Source organism: Candidatus Amoebophilus asiaticus 5a2, from assembly GCF_000020565.1.
Classification (GTDB): Bacteria; Bacteroidota; Bacteroidia; order Cytophagales; family Amoebophilaceae; genus Amoebophilus; species Amoebophilus asiaticus.
In genome coordinates, this window is sequence record NC_010830.1 from 1862906 (window position 1) to 1884364 (window position 21459).

Annotated in this window: 11 protein-coding genes and 5 pseudogenes; 4 read left to right on the forward strand and 12 right to left on the reverse strand. The window is 35.6% G+C overall.

The genetic code is table 11. From position 1 onward, the window contains the following. The first annotated feature begins 167 nt into the window (after positions 1-167). Positions 168-994, forward strand: a pseudogene (locus AASI_RS07395) (IS982 family transposase). Positions 995-998: 4 nt separating this feature from the next. Here the strand turns inward: AASI_RS07395 and AASI_RS09405 are convergent. The 7 genes and pseudogenes from AASI_RS09405 to ruvA all read right to left on the reverse strand — a co-directional run bounded on the left by AASI_RS09405 (position 999) and on the right by ruvA (position 9599). After that, the gene (locus tag AASI_RS09405; RefSeq protein ID WP_083758880.1) at positions 999-1085 is read right to left on the reverse strand and encodes an ankyrin repeat domain-containing protein; all 87 of its coding nucleotides are present in this window, start codon (positions 1083-1085) and stop codon (positions 999-1001) included. Next, positions 1082-1198 (reverse strand): annotated as a pseudogene (locus AASI_RS09410) (ankyrin repeat domain-containing protein); the annotation flags it as partial. The pseudogene AASI_RS09410 and the gene AASI_RS09405, both read right to left, overlap by 4 nt. Positions 1199-1208: 10 nt before the next feature. Continuing rightward, positions 1209-1289, reverse strand: a pseudogene (locus AASI_RS09415) (ankyrin repeat domain-containing protein); the annotation flags it as partial. 119 nt (positions 1290-1408) lie between these two features. Beyond that, positions 1409-4570, reverse strand: a complete 3162-nt coding sequence (locus AASI_RS07400) for a protein kinase (RefSeq protein ID WP_012473472.1) — start codon at positions 4568-4570, stop codon at positions 1409-1411. 333 nt (positions 4571-4903) lie between these two features. After that, a complete protein-coding gene (locus tag AASI_RS07405) occupies positions 4904-8383 on the reverse strand; it encodes a sodium:solute symporter family protein (protein ID WP_238541591.1) in 3480 nt (1159 codons plus the stop codon). Between the two features lie 422 nt (positions 8384-8805). After that, positions 8806-9033, reverse strand: coding sequence for a tetratricopeptide repeat protein (locus AASI_RS09240; RefSeq protein ID WP_148204988.1), 228 nt, complete (start codon positions 9031-9033; stop codon positions 8806-8808). After that, positions 9015-9599, reverse strand: coding sequence for a Holliday junction branch migration protein RuvA (gene ruvA / locus AASI_RS07415; protein WP_012473474.1), 585 nt, complete (start codon positions 9597-9599; stop codon positions 9015-9017). Before ruvA ends, AASI_RS09240 begins: the two co-directional genes overlap by 19 nt. A gap of 224 nt (positions 9600-9823) precedes the next feature. Here ruvA and holA point away from each other — a divergent pair, with 224 nt between their 5' ends. Genes holA through AASI_RS07430 form a run of 3 tightly spaced genes read left to right on the forward strand, consistent with a single transcriptional unit; the run spans position 9824 to position 15670 of the window. Next, entirely contained in the window at positions 9824-10849 is a 1026-nt protein-coding gene (gene holA, locus AASI_RS07420; RefSeq protein ID WP_012473475.1) for a DNA polymerase III subunit delta, read from the forward strand. A 45-nt stretch (positions 10850-10894) separates the two neighbouring features. Next, a complete protein-coding gene (locus tag AASI_RS07425) occupies positions 10895-13990 on the forward strand; it encodes a tetratricopeptide repeat protein (protein WP_012473476.1) in 3096 nt (1031 codons plus the stop codon). Between the two features lie 18 nt (positions 13991-14008). Further along, a complete protein-coding gene (locus AASI_RS07430; RefSeq protein ID WP_012473477.1) occupies positions 14009-15670 on the forward strand; it encodes a TonB-dependent receptor in 1662 nt (553 codons plus the stop codon). 90 nt (positions 15671-15760) lie between these two features. Here AASI_RS07430 and AASI_RS08515 read toward each other — a convergent pair. The 5 genes and pseudogenes from AASI_RS08515 to AASI_RS07450 all read right to left on the reverse strand — a co-directional run. Then, positions 15761-16124: pseudogene (locus tag AASI_RS08515) on the reverse strand (IS481 family transposase); the annotation flags it as partial. An 83-nt stretch (positions 16125-16207) separates the two neighbouring features. After that, positions 16208-17038, reverse strand: a complete 831-nt coding sequence (locus AASI_RS07435) for an IS5/IS1182 family transposase (RefSeq protein ID WP_012473478.1) — start codon at positions 17036-17038, stop codon at positions 16208-16210. A gap of 74 nt (positions 17039-17112) precedes the next feature. Then, a pseudogene (locus AASI_RS07440) lies at positions 17113-17690 on the reverse strand (IS481 family transposase); the annotation flags it as partial. A 105-nt stretch (positions 17691-17795) separates the two neighbouring features. Next, the gene (locus AASI_RS07445) at positions 17796-19700 is read right to left on the reverse strand and encodes a hypothetical protein (RefSeq protein WP_148204989.1); all 1905 of its coding nucleotides are present in this window, start codon (positions 19698-19700) and stop codon (positions 17796-17798) included. Between the two features lie 365 nt (positions 19701-20065). Further along, entirely contained in the window at positions 20066-21376 is a 1311-nt protein-coding gene (locus AASI_RS07450) for an erythromycin esterase family protein (protein ID WP_238541592.1), read from the reverse strand. Between the last annotated feature and the right edge of the window lie 83 nt (positions 21377-21459).

Genomic DNA, 21459 nt, shown 5'->3' on the forward strand with positions numbered 1-21459 from the left:
CAAGAAAAGAAGTCAACAGAGTAGAGAAATTTGTGTAGCCATTCCCGAGAAGGAAGAAGACGAGGAAAAACAATCTATAATTAACCCAAGTTGCTAGTGATTGATAAGTAAAAAAATAAAAAACCTCCGATCTTGTTTTTATACAAACTAATAAACCGGAGGTCATTATGATTGATCAATCAATAGCAATATACTCATTTATTGACGACTTAATCAAGCGTTTGCATTACCAAGAAGATAAAAAAAGAAAATTGTCAGATGCAGCGGTACTAACAACAGCTATCGTTTCAGCCTTATACTTTGGCGGACATCTTGACAAAGCTCGGTCGTTTATGCATTCCACTAGGCTTATCCCTAACATGCTTGATAAAAGTAGGTACAATCGCCGTTTGCATGCTCTATAGGAGAAGAGATAACTTCCCTCTTTTTAGCAATAGGCACTTACATCAAGCAAGTAGCTACCTGTAAGGATTTTATCTTAGATTCATTTCCCGTAGCTGTGTGTGATAACATACGTATCAGCAGTTGTAAGCTGTTACAAGATGAGGCTTACAGAGACTACAAAGCCTCTATGCGCCGTTACTTTTATGGCATTAAAGTGCAATTGATTACAACCAGTAGTGGTATCCCAGTTGAATTCTCAATTGTAGCTGGCAGTCAAGCAGATGTTAAAGGGCTGGATCAATTACCTTTCTGTTTGCCTGCTGGTAGTGCATTATATGCTGACTCGGCTTATACTAACTACCATCTAGAAGATATCTTGGCTGATGAACAGATTAAACTTTACTCTCAGCGTAAAGCGAATACCCACCGAAAGGATACACCTTCTCTAGCTTATCTCAAAGAGCATATGCGAAAAGTAATAGAGGCTAGCATCAGTGGCATTAAAGGCCTTTTCTTAAGAAAGATTCATGCTGTTACCTTCAACAGTTCTCTAATCAAAATACTTTTGTTTCTGTTAGCTTTTCAAATCAATAAAGCTTTCCTCAACTAGCAACTTATGTTAAATACTTAACTACTTCTAGATGATCATTCTTGCAAGCATAATGAAGTGGAGTATAGCCATCTCCATCTGTAACATTTATATCTGTTCTTTCTGTAGTAAATACTTAACTATTTCTATATTATGATTATCACAAGCATAATCAAGTGGAGTGCTACCATATATATCTGTAGCACTTATATCTGCTCCTTCCTGTAGTAAATACTTAAACTACTTCTATATTATCATTCCTGCATGCCCAATGAAGTGGAGTGTTACCATATATATCTATACTACTTATATTTGCTCCTTTTTCTACTTAAATACCTAACTAGTTTCTATGGTAAAAGCAAGATATTATAAAGTTTTTTTGTCTTTGTAATTTCTTATTCAAACTGCTAGCAAAGGTTTAGGTCTTAAATATTTCTATTTATTTAAAAGTAACCTCTGCTCTTTTTCCAAGGTTTCTACCGCTTCAGTAATTGCAGGTCTTTTGGTTCTTTCTTTCCAACACCATTGGATAAGTGCAGATATTGACGGAGGAGTGTCCGGAGTGATGGGCTCATGTTTATTTTGTAATTTTAAAGCCAAAACTTGAGGGTCCCTCTTATTAGCATAAGGTATTTGCCTTGCGCCAAGTTCCCATAATACCATACCATAACTATAAACATCGGAGGCTTTTGTATTACTAGTTTCTTCTTCTTCGGCTGTTAAGAGCTCAGGTGCCATCCAACGGAGCGACCCTCCTTTCTGACCTCCCACTAAGGTACTAATCGAACTAGATATCTTAATTTTAGCCAAGCCAAAGTCCGTTATTTTGGCTTGATAATTTTTATCTAATAAAATATTTAGACTTTTTAAATCACCATGAATAATACCGTGTGAGTGCAGATAATTTACACCATGGCCGATATCAGTAGCAATTTGATATCGTAGCTGCCAATCTATTTGTCCTGGTTTTTGAAGAAAGTGGTAAAGATCCCCATTAGGCATATAATCCATCACCAGAGAATAGTGTGGCGCTTGGAAACAAGCACCAATAAATTTAATAACATAAGGTGATTCCAACCTTGCCATCATACTAATCTCTTGTTTGAAATTATGTATGAGAGCTTTAGATAAGTCCTGATTCATTAACTGTTTTATTGCCACTAGCTTGTCTTGATAAGCACCTTTGTACACAATCCCAAACCCTCCACGGCCAAGCTCTTGTTGAAAATGGAGAGCCTGATAAGGAATCTCGTACGAAATCCTAAGCCGACTAAATTGTTCAGTTACCTGCGTTGCAGAGGTAAGTGGTGGGGCTAAACGACCAGCGCTTTGCGGTTCATCATAAGCAGGTGATGGCGGTAAGGTAGTTAGATGCAGATTGGTATTACTAGCAAGGCTGGTTGTATTGCTTGGTTTATTTAATGGAGTAGGATTGCTTAAGGAAGCTGGATAATAAAGATTCGACTGACTGCTACCAGAGCCCAAAATTGTAGAAGAATCCTTACGCTGTTGTTGACCTCGGTTGATTCTAAAAAGCGCTGCTTGTAAACCTTCAGCCCCTTTTTTATTAATAAAATCGGCAATTGCTTTGCGCTCATACTTTAAGGCAACAGCAATAGCTGTTTGCCCTAGATGATTTTCCTGCAAATGATAAAAACCGATTTCAATTAAATAATTGATGATATTTAAATCAGCATATTGTGCAGCAACATGAAGTAAGGTATTACCTTGATTATCAGATACTTGTAAATTTGCCCCATTGTCAACAAACAATTTTAAAAGTTTTAATTCATTTTGGTAAACAGCCCAAAAAATTGGCGTTGTTCCATTGCCATCTTTTAATTCTAAATCAGCACCTAGCTGAATTAACTGCATTATTATTTTTTCATTTTTTTGAGCTGTTGCCAAATGGAGGGGCGCTAAGTTATTAAATACACATTGTTTTCTTTGCTGCAAAATATTTATATTTTGTTCAATTTTTTTAACCTCAGCCAATAGAGCTACAACTTGATTTCGCTCATCTAGCCAGCGAGAAAGGTTATCGTGATAGTGTTGCCAATTCCTCCGACGCGATTCTGAACCTGAAAAATAGGAACTTCTATTAGAAGTCATATGCCAAGCATTTTGGGCCGATCCGGAAAAAAAAGCTTTGTTATAGGATGCTTGTTCAACCTTTATGGCATCCCTTTCAAAGGCCTCCCAGCTTTGCTGGCCTTTTTCAATTGAGTAATCATTTGCTTTAGCTTGGTTTTCTAGTTCTCTCATTATTTGGAATATCGTTTGCTCAGTAATCTTTGCAGAAAGATTATATTTGGCAGCTTTTATATTGATTTCTTCTAACTGAGCGGCAATTAATTGCGGTAAATCCGGTGGAAAATATAATCCCTTTAAACTTGCACTAGCAGCATTAATGTTAAATTTCCTATTTAAGCAAAACTTTATGTGTTCTATTTTTGCTTGATAAATAACATAGTGTATCAATGTCCAGCCATTTTCATCAGCCACATCAATATTAATACCCAACTTTTCTAAATGTAGCAATGAATTAATATCAACTTCTTGTATTGCTTTAATACACTGTTGTTCATAAAATTTCTTATTCTTTTCTACATAATTTTGGATAGCTCTTTTTAGCCCCTGGTTAGGTATTAAGTTCGTACTGGTTAACGGTTTTCGGATAAAAGGGCTAATGGCTCCTTTCTCATTCATATGTTGCTCAATAGCACTTTTCTCATAAGTATAACCATCTGCTGCCATAACAGGCTCAGCCATAATTTGTTTGGTGATTGGGCAACAATACTCATCAGGCACAGCACTCGTATGAAGCTCATCTTCTACATATCCTCGATACCCTAGTTTCATGCCACCCAGCAGACCACTTTGGCCTACATATACATAATCCTTGAAAATATGTACATATTGTTGTTGCCAGCCTTCATTAACTACCTCTTTTTCTGTAAAGCTAAATCCTGGTGTTATAATAACAGGTAATACTTGCTCGCTAAATCCTGTAGGATAACACTTTCTTACTATGGCTTGTAATTTTCCTTTAGTCTGCGAGAACTGTATCTCATACCCTCCTTTTATTGTGTATTGCTGGTATTTTAATAAGCTAGCTGTCAAATGTTTATTTCTTTTTTCTGCTGCAGTATGTTGGTTTTTTCTTATATGCTGTTTAGACCTGATTAATTCAGTAGTCTTGCTAATAGATGAATGGATAGATGATTGCACTGATTTTACTGGAGCATTTATTAACTGTATCTGTTTGCCTATATGTATATTATTAGATAGTTGTTCACTTCTTATAGTTGCTTTAATTTCTTGTTTTGCTATATCAGGTAAACTATTATCGTACATAGATAATTGGACTAAAGCTTGGCCACTAGTGGAAGAATCCTCTGCCAATACAGGTACAGATTCTGTTACATCAATCTGATATGCAGTTGTTGCTGTAGAAGTATCAGTTTGTATATGCGCTATCTTGTTTTTCTCAATAGGCATACATGGGTTACCTAAACCACTACAGCTTTGTAAAAGCAAGCTTACAAGTAAAAGGCAACCTATAAATTGCTGATTTATAGTATAAGATCTTTTCATGAATTTAAGAATTAGATTAGTAAGGAGCTTATATTAATCGTTAGTTAGCTTACTTGCAAATATAAATATCATTAGTGGAGTAAATTATTCTATACTTTGAATACACAAAGTATAGTCCGTATTACAACAGGGGACAAAAAATATATAACTTTTAGATTATCAATTAGACGTTCGTTTGTAATACATTATTACACATTATTTTTTCTACCCAAAATATACTAAAATCCTGTCACTTTACCCATGTATTATTCTATGTATACTAAATGTCAAATTGTGATTGATAAACAAAAATATTTGTATAAGTAAGGCAACCTTTTTATAGAGCCTTCTTGATCATTTTTGCTGATTAATAACGGCTACACTTCGTTCTTGTAATTCTGCAGCAGCTGCTTCTAGATCTAATTTTTGAGCTAGCGGCACAAAAAATTGAAGTGTTTCTTCTGCAATTTGCTTTTTCTTAGCATAAGAACTATGACCTTCAATGGTACGTATATTATGCATACGATCTGCTATCTTAACATATAATACTCGCTTGTCTTCTACGCCCAAAAGCATCATTATATTTTCGTGTGGGGCTAGTTGAACCTTGTAAAAGCTATCTTGCATACTTTCAAAATGCGTTACCCCAGCTACAATACTCACTACCTCTTTCCCAAACATCATTTCCAGATTTTCTAAGAGCATAGGCGTGTCTTCTACTGTATCATGGAGTAAAGCCCCTAAGATGGTGGATTCATCTGTATTATAGTCTAGCACAATATGCGCCACTGCTAAGGGATGTAAATAAAAAGGTTCTCCTGATTTACGTCTTACAGGCCCATGATACCACTTGATCATCTCAATGGCTGTTTCTATAGCAGTTAGATTGGCATTACTCTTTTGCTTGACAGCAGCTAGAAAAGTTTTTTCTTGCTCAAGAGCTCCTGGGAAGCTATCATCAGCTCTTACTAACTCAGCACCTAGCTCCATATAAGGATCATCCATATCACGAGGCCTTACATCACTAACACGGGTAGGCAAAACATAGCAATGCATAGCATAATTTTCTTGCTTACTAATGTTTATATTCGTATAGCCATAATGCGCCTTTACAATACGCTGATTAGAAACTAACAAGAATGATACTGGTGTTTCCGGCATAGGCAAAGCACCAGTATGCATTTGAGCTTTGTAAGCTGGTTGGATACTAGGAAAATCAGGTGTAGTACTTAAAATAAAAGCAAGAGCTGATACTCTTTTTATATAACTTTTATCTTTTTTAACAGAAGGAAGCGGATAAGTAAGCGCTGTATCGGCTAAAGTGATATAAATAGTTTCTTCTTCCTCTTTGGAAGCTTTTAATGCTTCTATACCATTCACTAGCATTTTTTGAGTGTGTTTAGGGTCGCAAATCAGTTCTTGGCAAACACTGCTATTTTTAATGTAAAGTTTTGTATCGGAAAACTTAGCTTGCACGGCTGCTAGTAAATTACCTATAGCAATCGGCTTAATTTCCAATCTCATATAATCAGTAGCTCTACTTTCGATTCGCTCTAAAGCTACGGCCATGGGGGTAAGTGTATTTTGTAATTGATTAAGTGTATTGCGTACAACTGTTGCCTCCTTAAAGCCTTGTTTTTCTTGTATATGTAGTTCTTTTACTAAGCTCACCGCTTTTGTAAGGTCTTGTACTCCAGCTCGCTTAAGTGTTTTAAGTAGGCGTATTTTTTCTTTAAAAATTTCTAATAAGGCTTCTTTGTTTTCTTGATCGACAAGCGTTAATGTTTGATTATCGGTAGCTAACCTATCAAAACGCTGCTCTTTTCTGCGAGCAAATATAAGCCCAATAAGAAGTCCAAAGATAGTTTGGTAGAATAATAAATACTTCGAAGAAAAGTCTAAGGATAAGTTTATTTTACCTACAAATAAGGAGTAGCAAGCAAAAGCGAGTATAATACCTAAACTTCCAAGAACTAGGGCACTAGCCCAATCCACTAGAATGAAAAGCAGAATAATCATAATAGCTATATTAATGAGCCATTCTGTGCTACCTTGCGTTAGCATAAACATCATCGTGCTCATAAAAGGCAAGCAATACAGGATGGTCACATGCCAATAAGCGGGCATATAAGGAAGCAGCCTTTTAGGCCATTTTGCTTGGACAATTAATAGTCCACAGGCTAGGGCTCCTATTAGCCTAAGTGTAAGCATTAAATTAGCAGCAGGCGAGCTACTAGCACTCCACATAAAATAGGGATAAGTAAAGTTAATTCCGTAAAATATTCCAAATAGGATATAAGGGGCCCCGTACTGCTTGATACGTTCTTGAGAGTACTGAATGATATTCAATAAATTGGGTAAGTAATGGCTTAGCCATTTTTGGATAGACTTAGGATGAGGTTTTGCTAAAGTGTTAGAGATCTCATAAGCACTCCTATCTACCATCACAATTTTTCCATTTTGTATCAAGTGAATAACCAAAAAGCTGATTGCATTGACTACAATACTAATGGGCATCCCTAAAGGGCTATGAGATTTAGGTAAAAGTAGGGTAGTTATTGCAAAGGTAATGAGCGTCACTACCATGGCCCCATAAAAAGATTTTTTATCAGACTTAATGCCTATTATCCCAGCTAGCAGAGGGAACAATAGCACTGGCCCTGCTATACGCATAGCTCCAAAACTTAAGTCAAGGGCATTGGTGGAACTCAAGCCTATTATAATACTTACAACACCTATTAAAAAAGTACTATACTGAGCCCATTTCAATTCATTTAGAAAAATTCGCTTTCGGCCAATAATAGGCTTTATAATATCGTGCACTAACAATAACCCAGCCGTATGCAAATAAGAATCAGCTGTCGATATGACAATAGCAAGCACACCTGTTATGGCAAAGCCTTTAAGCCCTATTGGTAAGAGCTTCTTAATAATGTGAGGCATAACATCAGCCGACTGGATTTGTGGGTACAGCACTAGACCAGCTAATCCTATAATCATAATAGTTACACGTATAAGAGGATCTAGTCCAGCTAAAATAAAATACTGTTGACGCAGTTGTTCTGGATGTTTAGCCATTAAAAGCCGTTGGAAGATTGGAGGGCTAATAAGTCCTAAAGGTAGAACGCTCCAGATTAAAAAGAGGGTTGAATAAAAAGAGAACTTTTTATGAGTAAATACTTCAAGTTTAGCTGCTGGTATTTGAGTAAATACTGCTTGAAGGCCTCCTGCTTTATTAAGTGCCATTCCTGCTATTAGAGGAATAACAATAAATAGTACTAAAAATTGAAAGATATCCGCAGCTGTAACTGCTTTAATGCCTCCATACGCTGAATAAGTAGTTAATAGTAATCCTCCGACCATGATTCCCCAGTTGGTATGTACACCTAATAATGACTTACAAATAATACCAAGTACAAATAGTTGCATACCGATCATACAAAAAGAATACAAGGTGCCTAGTATACCTGTGAGTATTTGACTATACTTTCCATAGAGACTGCCCATTACGTCTCCTATTGTTAAGTGAGTTGTAAAATACTTGATGTGAGGTACAATAAAAATAGCAAAAAGAAGAATTTGGATAGTTACACCAAAGCTAGCAATAGCCCCAATAATGCCATTTGCAAAAACGTCACTAGCAGCATTAAGTGTACTGCCTCCACCTATGTTAGTGGCTAAAAAGGTAAAAACAAGTATTGCCACTCCATATATTTTATTGCCCAGGGCATATTCTCTAATATTTTTAATACCTCTACCTGCACGTATGCCTATAACAAGTGTAATAGCTAAGAAAGCATATACAATTAAAAAATCTATACTGAAGTAATTCATAGTAATAGTATTTGTTATGTAATAAGGAGCCATAAGCTATGCTAAAAGACTGATTTACACAAGAAAATATATTGGCAATAGAATATAAAATAATTAAAATGGAGTATGGACCATCGGTATAAAAAAGATAATGGTGCTTTATACTTCAGATAATAGAACTGTGCAAATAGCAAAGTAGACTGAAATTGGTCGCTCATTAGCAGTTACAATTCTTAACACAGGTCTTCTATATACTCAACACTAATTTCTATCATTTGTTCAGTAAAACAGTACAGTAATAGTTTTTATTAAGAACTCAAATATTTTTAAAACTTAGCGTTAATAGGGTTCACCCACTGAACTGTATGAGGAGGAATTTGAATTAGGCCCATAGATCAAAGCTAGATTTAGTTTAGTACAGTTGAATGAATAGCCCCTTTATATTATTTCCCTAGCGGTTCCATTAATTGCTGAACTGTTTCTTTTGCATACACAAGTCCTTGGCCTGCTGCTTTTTGGTACCATTTTATAGCCTCTTCATCATTCTTAGGCACCCCACAACCATTGTGATACATCCAGCCCAAGTTATTCTGTGCAGGTGCATGTCCTTTGTCCGCTGCTTTTTGATACCATTTTGTTGAATAATACTCCTCTACCCCTTTAAAGCCAATTTAATTAATGATTCTACAGTAATTTCCCCTTGATGTTCTTTTAAAATGGCTGCCACTGTTTTTTCTGCAGTAGACTTATGTATACCTAATTTACTAAGTGCTGCCAATGCTTCTTGATAAATAGCTTCTTGTCCAGACGGTTGTAAAGATAACATGTTACCCACCTTACCTACTTTACCTTGTAATTCTAAAATAATACGCTGGGCTGCTTTTTGCCCTATTCCTTTAACAGCCTGTAATGTAATTGTATCATGGGTCATGATAGCCTGCTGAAGAGCTTCTGGGGTTAACGCGGATAAAATGGTTATAGCTACACGAGGCCCTATACCATTTACACTCAGCAACTGTAAAAAACATTGCTTTTCCTCTATAGTGCTAAAACCATATAGGGTGTGTGCATCTTGAGTAATATGTAGATAAGTAAAAATCTTGCAACTAGCAGCAATATCTTTTAACGAATCATAGGTTTGTAAAGAGATTTGTAGCTCATACCCTATACCCCCTACATCCACAATGAGTTGGGTAGGTGATTTATAGGTAATGCTTCCCTGAATATATGCAATCATAAGATATAAAATTATTGATACGGTCTTAAAGTATCTTTTATGTACCTAAGTATACAAATAAATTAGAAGATAATTAGCTTTATGAAAGTTATTAAAAACACTAGCGCAACTTTTATCTAGCAAGATCAGACTTTTGAGTATTTTATAAGTCCTTAAAATTTTAGGTTAAAAACATACTATAAAATTCCTCCATAAAAGCTATTGTTTATTAACTTTAAACACCCATGGCTACTATGACACCTCAACAAGCACTTGACCTGCTTAAGAAACAACAATATGCTCCTGTTTACTTTTTACAGGGAGAAGAAGTGTATTATATAGATCTTATCATCGATTATTTAGAAAATAACTTATTAGAAGAATCTGAGAAAATCTTTAATTTAACTATTCTATATGGCAAAGAGCAATCTATAGCACAAGCCATAAGCCAATCTAAACAATATCCTGTAGGAGTGGAACGGCAAGTAGTTATTGTAAAAGAAGCACAAGATTTACAAGATTTAAACCGCGATGCAGGCCAAACACTTTTGGCAAATTATATTAAGATGCCTAATCCCACTACAATATTAGCATTTGGCTATAAGCATAAAACATTATCTACCAAAACAACCCTCAGTAAAGTGTTAGCAGAACATGCGGTACTCGTAAATGCTAAACGATTGTATGATAACCAGCTGCCAGCTTGGATTAGTAACTATGTTACAGAGAAAGGGCTACATATTGCAGAAAAAGCTATTTTTATGCTGCAAGAGTTTATTGGCAGTGACTTAGTCCGGTTAGCTAAAGAGCTAGATAAAGTAGCTTTAAATCTACAACCAGGAGGCAAAATTACCGATAATATTATTCAGGAATACGTAGGAATCAGTAAACAGTTTAATGCCTTCGAGCTACAAAGTGCTATAGCCACACGAGATGTATATAAAGCCAACCAAATTATTTTTCATTTAATTGGAAACAACAAAAGCCAAATAGCTATTCCCTTGATTGGCTTATTGTTTACCTTTTTTAGTAAAATACTTTTGCTTCACCAAGCACGTGATAAGTCTTCACAAGCATTATCACAAGCTTTACAAATAAATGCGTACTTTGTACCTCAGTATATAGCAGCAGCTAAGCAATATTCTATTTCTAAGATCGTTGAAAATATAAATCATTTACAAGAAGCAGATATGCAGCTCAAAGGAGTGGCTTATGCCTTTGTGGGAGAAGAAGAAATTCTAAAAGAATTAGTGTTTAAGCTTCTGCATTAATATATTAACTACGTAAATTTTAACCTTTATTAGTTTATCACTATGATGACAAACTTACTACGTTATACTGCTATACTTATGATATGGTCTATAAGTAATCTAGCCATATATGGACAAGAACTGCTAGAAAAGCCCATATCTATTTCAGATTTTTATAAAGGGTTAGAATTATATGAAAAACAACAATATGAGGCAGCACAGCACTATATGGATAGGTATATAACCGAACATACAGCCTACATAGGAAATGAATACGTTATAGAAGCAACTTACTATGCAGCATTTTGTGCTATTAAACTAGATAGAATAGATGGAGAAGTACGTCTTCAGCAATTTGTAGAAAAATATCCTTATCATCCGAAAGCTGCTCTAGCATATTATGAATTAGGTAATCTACGTTGTTATCAACAAGACTATGCTAAAGGTATTACCTATTACTTATCAGTCAACAAAGAACAGTTGGCTAACACTTTACATACTGAATTGCAATACAGGTTAGCGTATGCATACCTAAATGAAAGAGACTTTGGCCAAGCTTTGTCTTATTTTAATGCTATTAAAAATCATGATACTCCCTACACACCTGCCAGCAACTACTATGCTGGATATCTTGCCTTAAAAAAAGGGGATTATGAGAGTGCATTAATAGACCTAAGAAAAGCTGGGAACCATGAGGCATATGAAGCTGTAGTCCCTTATATGATAATGGAAGTACTTTACCAAGCGAAACGTTTCCAAGCAGCCATTAATTATATTAAAGACGTACAGACTAAACAACCAACATTAAAAAATTACGAAGATATAGAATTACTTACTGCCGAATCTTATTTCTTCTTAAAGGATTATGCATCAGCTACCCGACATTACGAAAATTATATTCACCTTCAACCTTCAGAGGTAACGCATGAAGTCTTTTATCGGCTAGCTTACTCTTTATATAAATCAGGAGAAAACTACAAAGCGCTCAAATATTTAAAAGAGTTAGCATTGCAAGATGATTATCTGGCTCAGCTAGCGAGCTACTATATGGGGTTGATATATATCAAAACGAGCCAAAAGAATTTAGCATTAGCAGCATTTGACCAAGCAAGGCAGATGAACTTTATTAATGAAATACAAACAGAAGCATCTTTCCAATATGCACAATTAAGCTATGAGTTAGGAAAACTTACCATATCCATTGACGCATTACAAAAATTTAAAAGATCTTACCCTAACAGCCCGCATATAACTACAGTTGATCAGTTACTAAGTCAAGTGTACTTTCATACCAACCACTATGATTTAGCAATTGCTCATATTGAGAGCTTACAAGAAAAGCCAGAAACTGTTTTACAAGTGTATCAAAAAGCAACTTTTTATAAGGGCAATGCTTACTTCAACCAGGAAGCTTATGATAAAGCCATTACTTGGCTACAAAAATCTTTATATTATCCTTTAGATACAGATATAACACTACAAACACATTTATGGCTTGCAGAAAGTTATGTAGCACAGCAAGCTTACGAGCAAGCGACTACGCATTACCAAACAGTACTTGCAGCAACCGACAAAAAGAATACAAATTATTACCAAGATGCACTTTACGGGCTTGGCTACGTTTTATTTAATACAGAAAAATACAAGGCAGCATTACCATTATTTTTACAATATATCAATATACCTAATATAACTAACGATAATAATTGGCGTTTAGATGTATTAGTTAGAACAGCAGATTGCTATTATGCTATTAAAGATTACCATAAGGCGCTAGATTTATATACTAAAACTGAAGATAATTATCCTGCACATAACCGTTATCAGAAAGCTCTTATTTATGGGTTGCTTGGCAAGTTCGTAGAAGCCAAACAAAACTTAGAAAGTATTATTAATACCTGTCCACATACTGCCTATTATGAAAAAGCATTATTTGAATATGCATACCTAGCGTTGCAACATCAGGAGTATGATCTAGCAATCAAAAGTTTTACCAACTTTATTCAAAAGAAACCTTATAGTACTCTTGTGCCAGATGCTTTGCTTCATAGAGCAGTTGCTAAGGTAAACTTAAAACAATATGCAGAAGCCGGAAAAGATTATGAAACATTACTTAAAGACTATCCAACTCATCCAAATGCACAGAGTGCATTATTAGAGCTTCCCAATTTAGTTGTACAAGAAGGAAAACCAGAGAAGCTACAACAATATTTAGCTAGCTACAAGGCTGCTAATCCAAGCAGTGAGACACTAGCAGCCATAAGCTTTGAAGCTGCTAAAAATTTATTTTATAGTCAGAACTACACACCAGCAGTTCAACAACTTAAAGAGTTTATAACCAGTTATCCTAATAGTACATTGATAGATGAAGCTAACTTTTTAATAGCGGAAGCTTATTATAGATTAGCAGAAGATGAGCAAGCGCTTATACAATATCATATTACTAGTAAAAATAAACAGACACCCTTTTATAATAGAATCTTATTACGTATTGCATCGCTTGCTTATAAGCACAAGGATTTTAATACAGCACTTACACATTACAAGCAGCTTAAAGAAAGTGCTAGCAATAAAAAAGAAACTTATTATGCCTTAGAGGGAATCATGAAGACTAGTGATGCGCTACAACAATATGAAGAAGTCAACAAAGCAGCTTCACAAATTATTAATCAAGGTAACATAACAATTAATGCTGTAAGCCAAGCAGCTTTATATCTAGGAAAAACTGCCCTAAAGCAAGCTAAGTACCAAGAAGCTCATGAACATTTTAAACAAATTGTAAAAAATGGACAAGATATGTATGCAGCAGAAGCTCAATATCTAATAGCATACACTTATTACCAACTAAGAGAATTTAAACAATCATTAGAAGCATTGTTTATCCTTAACAAACAGTTTGCTGAATATACTGAATGGACTAACCAAGGGTTCTTGTTGATGGCAGATAATTATATAGCCTTACAAGAATTTTTCCAAGCAAGAGCTACACTTCAGTCTATTATAGAAAATGCTACTGATTCAAGCTTTGTTAACACAGCACAACAAAAACTACAGCAACTTATACAGCAAATAGAAGCAGATAGCCTTGAACAAGCACAGGCAAAAACTACAACCACGCAACCATTGCAGGATGAGGATAATGAATTTAAAACATTAGAATAAGAGTAAAAGATTGATACTATGAAAGTAAATGTACTAGTTTATATAACGTTAATGCTACTCGGTTGGGGTACTTACACCATGGAGAGCTATGGATACGCCAAGCGTCCACAAGGAACCATTCAAGAAGCTGAATTCATTATTAAAAAAGAAAAGAAGAATCAACTTCCAGAGGCTGATCGGTTAATTAAAAAAGCTCCATTACCGCTACCTACGGAGCAACCAAGTGCCGAATTACAATATGCACTTTATGATATACCGCTCGATTTCCAATCTCTAGAACATAAAATAAAAATACTCAGGTCCAAGCAAGAGAGACTCATTAATTTATATGGTAAGTATTTAAAGCTAGGATATGGAAACTATCACATGCCTTATATAGCAGCTTTCTTTAATAATACCAGAAATAAAAGACATGGTTATGGGCTACATATAAGTCATTTGTCAGAAGGCAAAAAAAAGTACGCTGAAGAGCACCATAATACAATTAACTTCCATGGGAAAAAGCTTATGGAAAAGCTAACATTAGCAGGCTCATTAGATTATAACTGGGATAAATATCCGTTTAAACAGCTTATTAACAATACTATTTATACTCATAATGATCCTAATAGGCATTATAAATATCATCAGGTTCAGCTTCGTACTAGCTTGTATAACCATCTACCAAGTACTCTTAAGTATCAGGTACATACTCAGCTTATCCACCTTAGCTCCTCTTCATCTATTCATGAAACACAAGAAGAATGTAAGCTGCATGCTAGTTATAGCCTAAACGAAATTTTTCAGTTACGAGCTGGCATAGATATTTATTTAAGTCAGTATAGACAAACTAACAATCATGCATTGCAGCGTAACATATTCCGCTTTAAACCCATTTTTGTAACTAAGCTCAATGAGTTTATAATTCAAACAGGTACTACGCTAACTTACCAGAACAATACGGATGCCTTACCTGAAAATTTCCATGTTTATCCAGAAGTAAAGCTAACCTATGCGCTTAACAAAGCCTTTCGTCCTTATATAGGTGTAAGTGGCAATATTCAAGCTAACTCATGGCAAGAATATATTCTACAAAACCCTTGGCTAGCGTCTACAGTAGATTTGAGGCATACTAACCAGCAGTATATTTGTTATGCGGGTATAAAAAGTGATATTTTAAGTAAGCTTACCTGCCATGCTGGCCTATCTATCAGCAGCTATAAAAATTGGTATTGCTTTGTTAATAATGCTACTGAGCCTAGGCAATTTGATATACAATATGATGCTGCAGCTAAAGTGATGCAGCTGTTTGCTGAACTTGCTAAGACAAGCTTTGGAGAAGCTTTGGTAACTAGACTTAAGGCAGCGTATTTTGACTATACACTTACGCAATTAGAAAAGCCATGGCACAAACCACAGTATACCATCGAAATACTTAATACCTACAATTTCCATGATAAGATTTTACTAAAAGGTAACCTACACTGGTTAGGAGGTATACAAGCACTAGACCCTACAACAAAAGCTGCTAAATCCTTACCAGATGTCATAGATATCGATTTAGGAATAGAATACGTATGGAACCAACGTTTTACAATATTCTTAGATTGTAGTAACATACTAGCTAGGTCTAACAACCGCTATTTGCATGCTCCTACTAGTGGTGCTCATTTCTTGGCAGGCGTTACATATGCTTGGTAATTGAAGGCATAGTATATATAGGTATATTTAATAATTAGCACCTTTAGCCTCAACAATATTATTATATATTTAAGCAGACAATCTAATTGTTCAGCCTCTTAGTGAAAGTATTAATATTTTGGTGAAAAAGCTGAGGATTTTTTTGCCATTGTTGCTCTAAAAATTGTCAAAAGGTTTTGCCTCTTAAAGCTTTGAGTCTACGAGTGAAATTATAAGCTAACAAGAAGTCATTTAGATGGCACTTTAATTGTTGGTGGTTGCTATAATAATAGCTTTGCACGGTGGCTTCCTTGATAATTTTGCTTCACCTGGCCATTAGTCCATGGATGGGCTACATGAGTCCTGCTATGTGTAATACCTTCTTGCTGGTAGCAAATACGACCAACATATGCTCGAGTGCTAATTCTCCCTCTTTTCTATTGGTAAATTGTACTCCATTATCTGTTAGTATTTTATGAGAGCTGCTGCGAAAGAGATAAAATAGAGTAGAATTTGAATAAAACAGAGAGAGAATCTTGCCAGTAGCGATGCTATTTGTTAAAAAGCATGCTTGAAGTTTATCATACCCGCTATAATATTAAAGCGTAGGTTATATTTGTTCTGAAAGTTACGGTAAACTTCTGACATAATCTTAAACACCTTGATCTCTCTTATCTTATGCTCTACCTTCATGCGTATGGAGGATAGCTTTCTGTTATGTTCTTTCTGCTCCTTGGTTAATGGCCGCTTACGGCTCTTTTTATAGGGAATCATGACATTGCTCTGTAGCTTTTGCCAGCCTTGATAACCACTATCTGCTAGCTTTAAGCTTTCTTTAGGTAAGAGTTTTTCTCCTTTACGGATTTTAAAGTCATGCTCTTTTCCTTTATGAGATTTGGATACAGAGAGTATCTTTCCATCTTCTCTAATAACTATCTCTGTTTTTATAGTATGTCGCTTTTTCTTGCCTGAATATGATTTCTTTTGCTTTTTACTAGGCCTTTGCGTAGGCTGTTCACTCACATCTGCTAATATGCGCAATACCTTATCTGAGGTTAAGCTGCGATCTTTTTTAATGCTAATCTTCTTAGCTAGTAATGGCTCCATTTTTCTTAACAAGCGGCATATGTTAGCGTTGTGTAAGTTAAACAAATAGCCTAAAAACACATGGCTAATATAAGTGCGATAATACATGAGTACACAGAGCAATTTATCTTCCATGGTAGGTAAATGACTCATCCTACCATGGCGCAGCTTGCTCGATTCTAACTCTTCAAAGAGAGGCCTTACTTTTAAAACTAATAATTGCTCAAAGGTTTCTATACTTAAGCCAGTTATTCTTCTAAAGTTATAGGGATATTTGCTTATCCTCGCGTAGGTTAAATGCATACTTATTCCTTTTATATAACAAGAATTACATCTTAACCCTTTTTATCTTCTTTGTCAATCTTTTTCGCAGCAGTTCTATGGATCTTATAGGGAACACAAGCTATTAGATCTTCTAGAAAGCCTACTGCTACCGTTTTAGAAGCAAATTCATATAGTCTAGCATAGCAAAACTTACTAGTCCTATCAATTCCGACAAACAAATAGAGTTTACCCTGTGCTGTTTGCACTTCTGCTATATCTATATGAAAATAACGGGTGGGATAAGCTTTAAACTGCTTCTTAACTGCTTTCTCCTTAGCCTGTCCTTTCTCTAGCTTAGGACAGTCATGACGCTGAAACCAGCGATGCAAAGTAGAATGAGATAAGTGAGGAATGGTTTCTTGTAAAGTATATAGACAATCATCCAAGGGCAATTGGGTAAGCTTTCTAAAAGTAATAATCACCTTCTCCTCTTGCCCAGTTAATACCTTAGAGGTCTTAATTTTGGCCCCATAGGTACATCTTGGCAAAAAGTTCTCTTTTCCCACTTAGGTACCGTTTTACGGTTGAGACCAAAACGTCTAGCAAGGGTTGCTATATTCTCTTGAGATAACTGTATTTCTCTGCGGGTTTTCTCTGTTGTCCTGACGCATTTATGTAGTAATTGTCCCATAGTTTTTGTATTTGGCTTTTATCACTATTAATATTCTTGCTAATATATCCACAATTGTTAGGGACCAAACATTTAGTATATGTAATAAGTTAACACTCAAGTCCATTAAGATTTTTCTTCACTAGATTTAACTTTAGTGGATGACCCTTCTTCTGTAGTATGATTCTCTATATGAACAGGATGTGAAGCTTCATGAGACGTATTACTTTTCTCAGACGGTGCGTCCTTGAGGGTAGCCAAGTTAGCTTGAGCACGCTCAGAAGTAGCTATGCCATGCGCTACCCCAAACAATCCTAATCCTATAAGAACAGCTGACCCTATTGTTGCACTACCTAACGAAGGTCCGGTACCAAGTATCAAGGTAACTACCCCAACACCTGTTACACTACCTCCAAATGCTGTTTCTGTTCTGCCAAGAATTAAAGCTGCTCTATGGCCAGCCATCTGTCCTTTACGATACATATCGTTCTTAGGTGCTTTTAGGGATATACCGAACATATTATGTGCCAAGGCATTCATAAAACCGTTGCTATGGTCACGTTTATGTATCCAGTCAACTTCTGCCGCTTCTGCTGATGCTTTAATTGCTTGCCTTCTCTTCTTATACATCTCTCTAATACTGTCCTTTTCCTCTCTATTTTTTTTAGCTTTTAGCTCTTTTCTTTCTTCTTTCTTAAGTGCTTTAAGCTTATTCTTCTTTTCTGTCTTGATTTCCTTTTGCTCTTCTTTTAATATACTTTCTATCTCTTCTAGGTCTTTTGCTAATACTATTTCCTCCTGTTTAGGTTGGTCTAGTGATTGCTTATCTGTTTGCTCTTTCTCGTGTGTTTCCTTATCTTCTTTTACCTCTTGTTTTATCTTATTTTTCAATATTTTCCCTTCTTGCCTGACTTGGTCTAATTTTTCCTTATCTTCCTGTGCTTCCTCTTGTACTTTCTTAAATTTTTCTACTTCTTGGTTTATTTCCAGAGCTGGACCATCTTCTAGCTCCTTAGCTATCTGCTCACCTTGCTGCTGAGGCTGGCTAGTCTCTTGCTTACTGTTTTGCCTCTGCTGTTCTTCTTTTAATGAATCTCCTGTTTCAGCCTCTTTATTCACACCCTGCTGCTGGGGTTGGCTAGTCTCTTGCTTACTGTTTTGTCCCTGCTGTTCTTTTTTTAAACCTTCTTGATCTTGATCAGATTTTTGAGCTAACTTTATATCATTCCAAGTAACTTCATGCTTGCCTAATGGACGGCTTTCATCTATAGCATTAGCATCAAACACCATAATCGCCAACTTAGCTGAATATGCTCTATTTTCAGCATCTACTGCAATTTCAATAGGATTAGTTGGTTTGTCTATAATCATCTTACTAGCACCACCCAACAGATCCACTAAGGTAGCTACAGACTTCCCATTACTTTTAAAATAAAAGTGAACTTTTTCTTCATCACTTTTAAGTTGAAAAATAACTTTATTAAGATCTCTAATATCTTTTTCAATAGATTTTAAGACAATTAAAGTTTCTCCTCCTTCAAATATTGTAGGAGAATTAATTACTACCGCATCCTTTATCCATTTTACCTCTTGAGTTTGTATAGATGTACCAGCTTTATCAAATAGCTCAAAGTGTAGCTTTACCTTGATAGTATCTTGAGCTGGCAATAAATCAAAATCTACTGTTAATCCATTTTGTCCGTGGGTTGAATTTAATTCTGATAAAGTAGTAAACTCTGTTAGAAACTTCTCAGAACCCATGGTTAAGACTTTTTTATCAGTACTAGGCCCTATGTAGCTTATTTGGCTACCAGTTGTTGGCCCTGTAAAGGTCTCTTGCTCTAGGATGCTGACTTTTAACTTGAAATCTGACAAATTTATATGGTTACCTTCATTATCTATTTGAAAGGCGACTTTTATTATATTTTCAGTACCTATCAACAATGTCTTTGAAATTATCATCTCTAGCTTCCCTATACTGTCTGTTGCTTTTCCAATATGGTGATTTTTGCAAGCTCCAATATTCAACACAAGTATTAGGCCTATAACACTATGTACTAATTTTGATAAGTATTTGTTGCTAAAATTGTGAAGTAGCTTTAGGGTATACATAAGGAGTAATTTGATAATAGTTGATATTGAAATATGGTAAGGCAGGAGTGGTAGCTCTTATATATAATTTAATGTTTTAGCTTGAATAAGACAAGTAAAATATCCAAAACATTTACTTGATAGCAAGCTACAAATATTAGAAAATTCTTGTAAAAAGGCAGCTTTTACTAAAAAAACATTTAATTATGCACATTGTTAATGGAGTGTTGACGGCTAAAATTCAAGTTTAAATAAGCCTAAAATTAAATTTTTATGCAATCGACTTAGTTAAGTAATGCCCATTTCTAAAAGTTCCATGGATATGTTTCTGGCATCTTCGTAAGCTTCTTTTCATGTTTGATGGGGTGCAACGCTTGTGTTTCATCATAGTATACAAAAGCATCATACCTATTAGCTATCTGACTAGGAACATAATTTCCATAATGCTCACGCTCTGGATGATAGACAACACCTATAGCCCTATGGTCGTAAACAGTGCCAGAGCCAAAACTGTCTCTTATCTCATCCATTAATAAATAGAAGTTATCAGGGGATATATCATGAAGGAGCTTTTCCCAACTCCCCTCTCTTGCTGTTGGCACCTGCATAATTTCCTGTTTTGCTCCCCAAGACCTGCCAGCCATTACAGTTCCTTGATAACTACCAAGCCCTACCAATTTCACTGCTTGATCTCCATATTGTTCCCGTGCTAGCTGGCCAATATTAATCATGCCATCATCTTGCATATCCGTAAATCTTGCATCTCCAATATGCGTATTGTGTTCCCAAACAATGGCTTTTGCCTCTTTGCCATGAAATTGTAGTAAACGGTTCAGGGTTTCCATCATATGGTAGTCACGGATATTCCAAGAGTCTGGCCCTGGCTTGATCATAGCTCGGTAATAACGTTCAGCATTGACAGCCACCCAAGCATTTTGCTCTGTACTTAGACGAGCTTCTATATCTGTATCATCATGAAGCATCTTAGCTTGAATTGTTTGCAGTAACTCAATTACCTGATTTTCACAAGTTTTAGGCACCAAGTACGTTGCCCAAGCATATTGCTGGCCATCATCTTTCTCCCAGTAAGGTTCGAAACAACGTATAGCTTGTTTAGCCACACTAGCTGCTTCAGGATCTTCTTTTTCTAAATAATTTACAATTGCCTGAAGGGATTCCCACAGGCTATAGACATCTAGTCCATAAAAGCCTATACGATTAAGTGGAACATGCTTTAAATTATATTGATGTAACCACCAACTAAATGCAGCAATTTCCCAATTAGCCCACATCCAAGTAGGCCAACGATCAAATACCTGCAATACTTCCTGGATATCTTTTTGGCGACCTACATAATTTTTAATGAATCTATTGATTTGGTAGCAAGGGGGCCAATCTCCTTCAACAGTAATAAAATTAAATCCTTTTTCTTCAATTAAGCGTCTGCTTATTAAAGCTCTGCCCGCATAATACTCATGGGTACCATGACTTGCCTCGCCGAGCATCACTATTTTAGCATCGCATATATGCTTGATTAAAGCATCTAAATCTTTTTCATCCTGTAGGCTATGCTTATTGCTCTGGATAGTGTCCATTAGATTCCAATCTTTTTGCATAATCTGTATGTTTTTTATTAGGAGCATTAAAAACAGAATTACTACACAAAAGTCAGTTATCAAGTGAATAACAAACTAATAAT

Bases quoted from the DNA above. Each gene is read 5' to 3' on its own strand.
- AASI_RS07400 (WP_012473472.1), bottom strand. From the start codon at position 4,570: ATGAAAAGATCTTATACTATAAATCAGCAATTTATAGGTTGCCTTTTA.
- AASI_RS07405 (WP_238541591.1), bottom strand. From the start codon at position 8,383: ATGAATTACTTCAGTATAGATTTTTTAATTGTATATGCTTTCTTAGCT.
- ruvA (WP_012473474.1), bottom strand. From the start codon at position 9,599: ATGATTGCATATATTCAGGGAAGCATTACCTATAAATCACCTACCCAA.
- holA (WP_012473475.1), top strand. From the start codon at position 9,824: ATGGCTACTATGACACCTCAACAAGCACTTGACCTGCTTAAGAAACAA.
- AASI_RS07425 (WP_012473476.1), top strand. From the start codon at position 10,895: ATGACAAACTTACTACGTTATACTGCTATACTTATGATATGGTCTATA.
- AASI_RS07430 (WP_012473477.1), top strand. From the start codon at position 14,009: ATGAAAGTAAATGTACTAGTTTATATAACGTTAATGCTACTCGGTTGG.
- AASI_RS07435 (WP_012473478.1), bottom strand. From the start codon at position 17,038: ATGCATTTAACCTACGCGAGGATAAGCAAATATCCCTATAACTTTAGA.
- AASI_RS07450 (WP_238541592.1), bottom strand. From the start codon at position 21,376: ATGCAAAAAGATTGGAATCTAATGGACACTATCCAGAGCAATAAGCAT.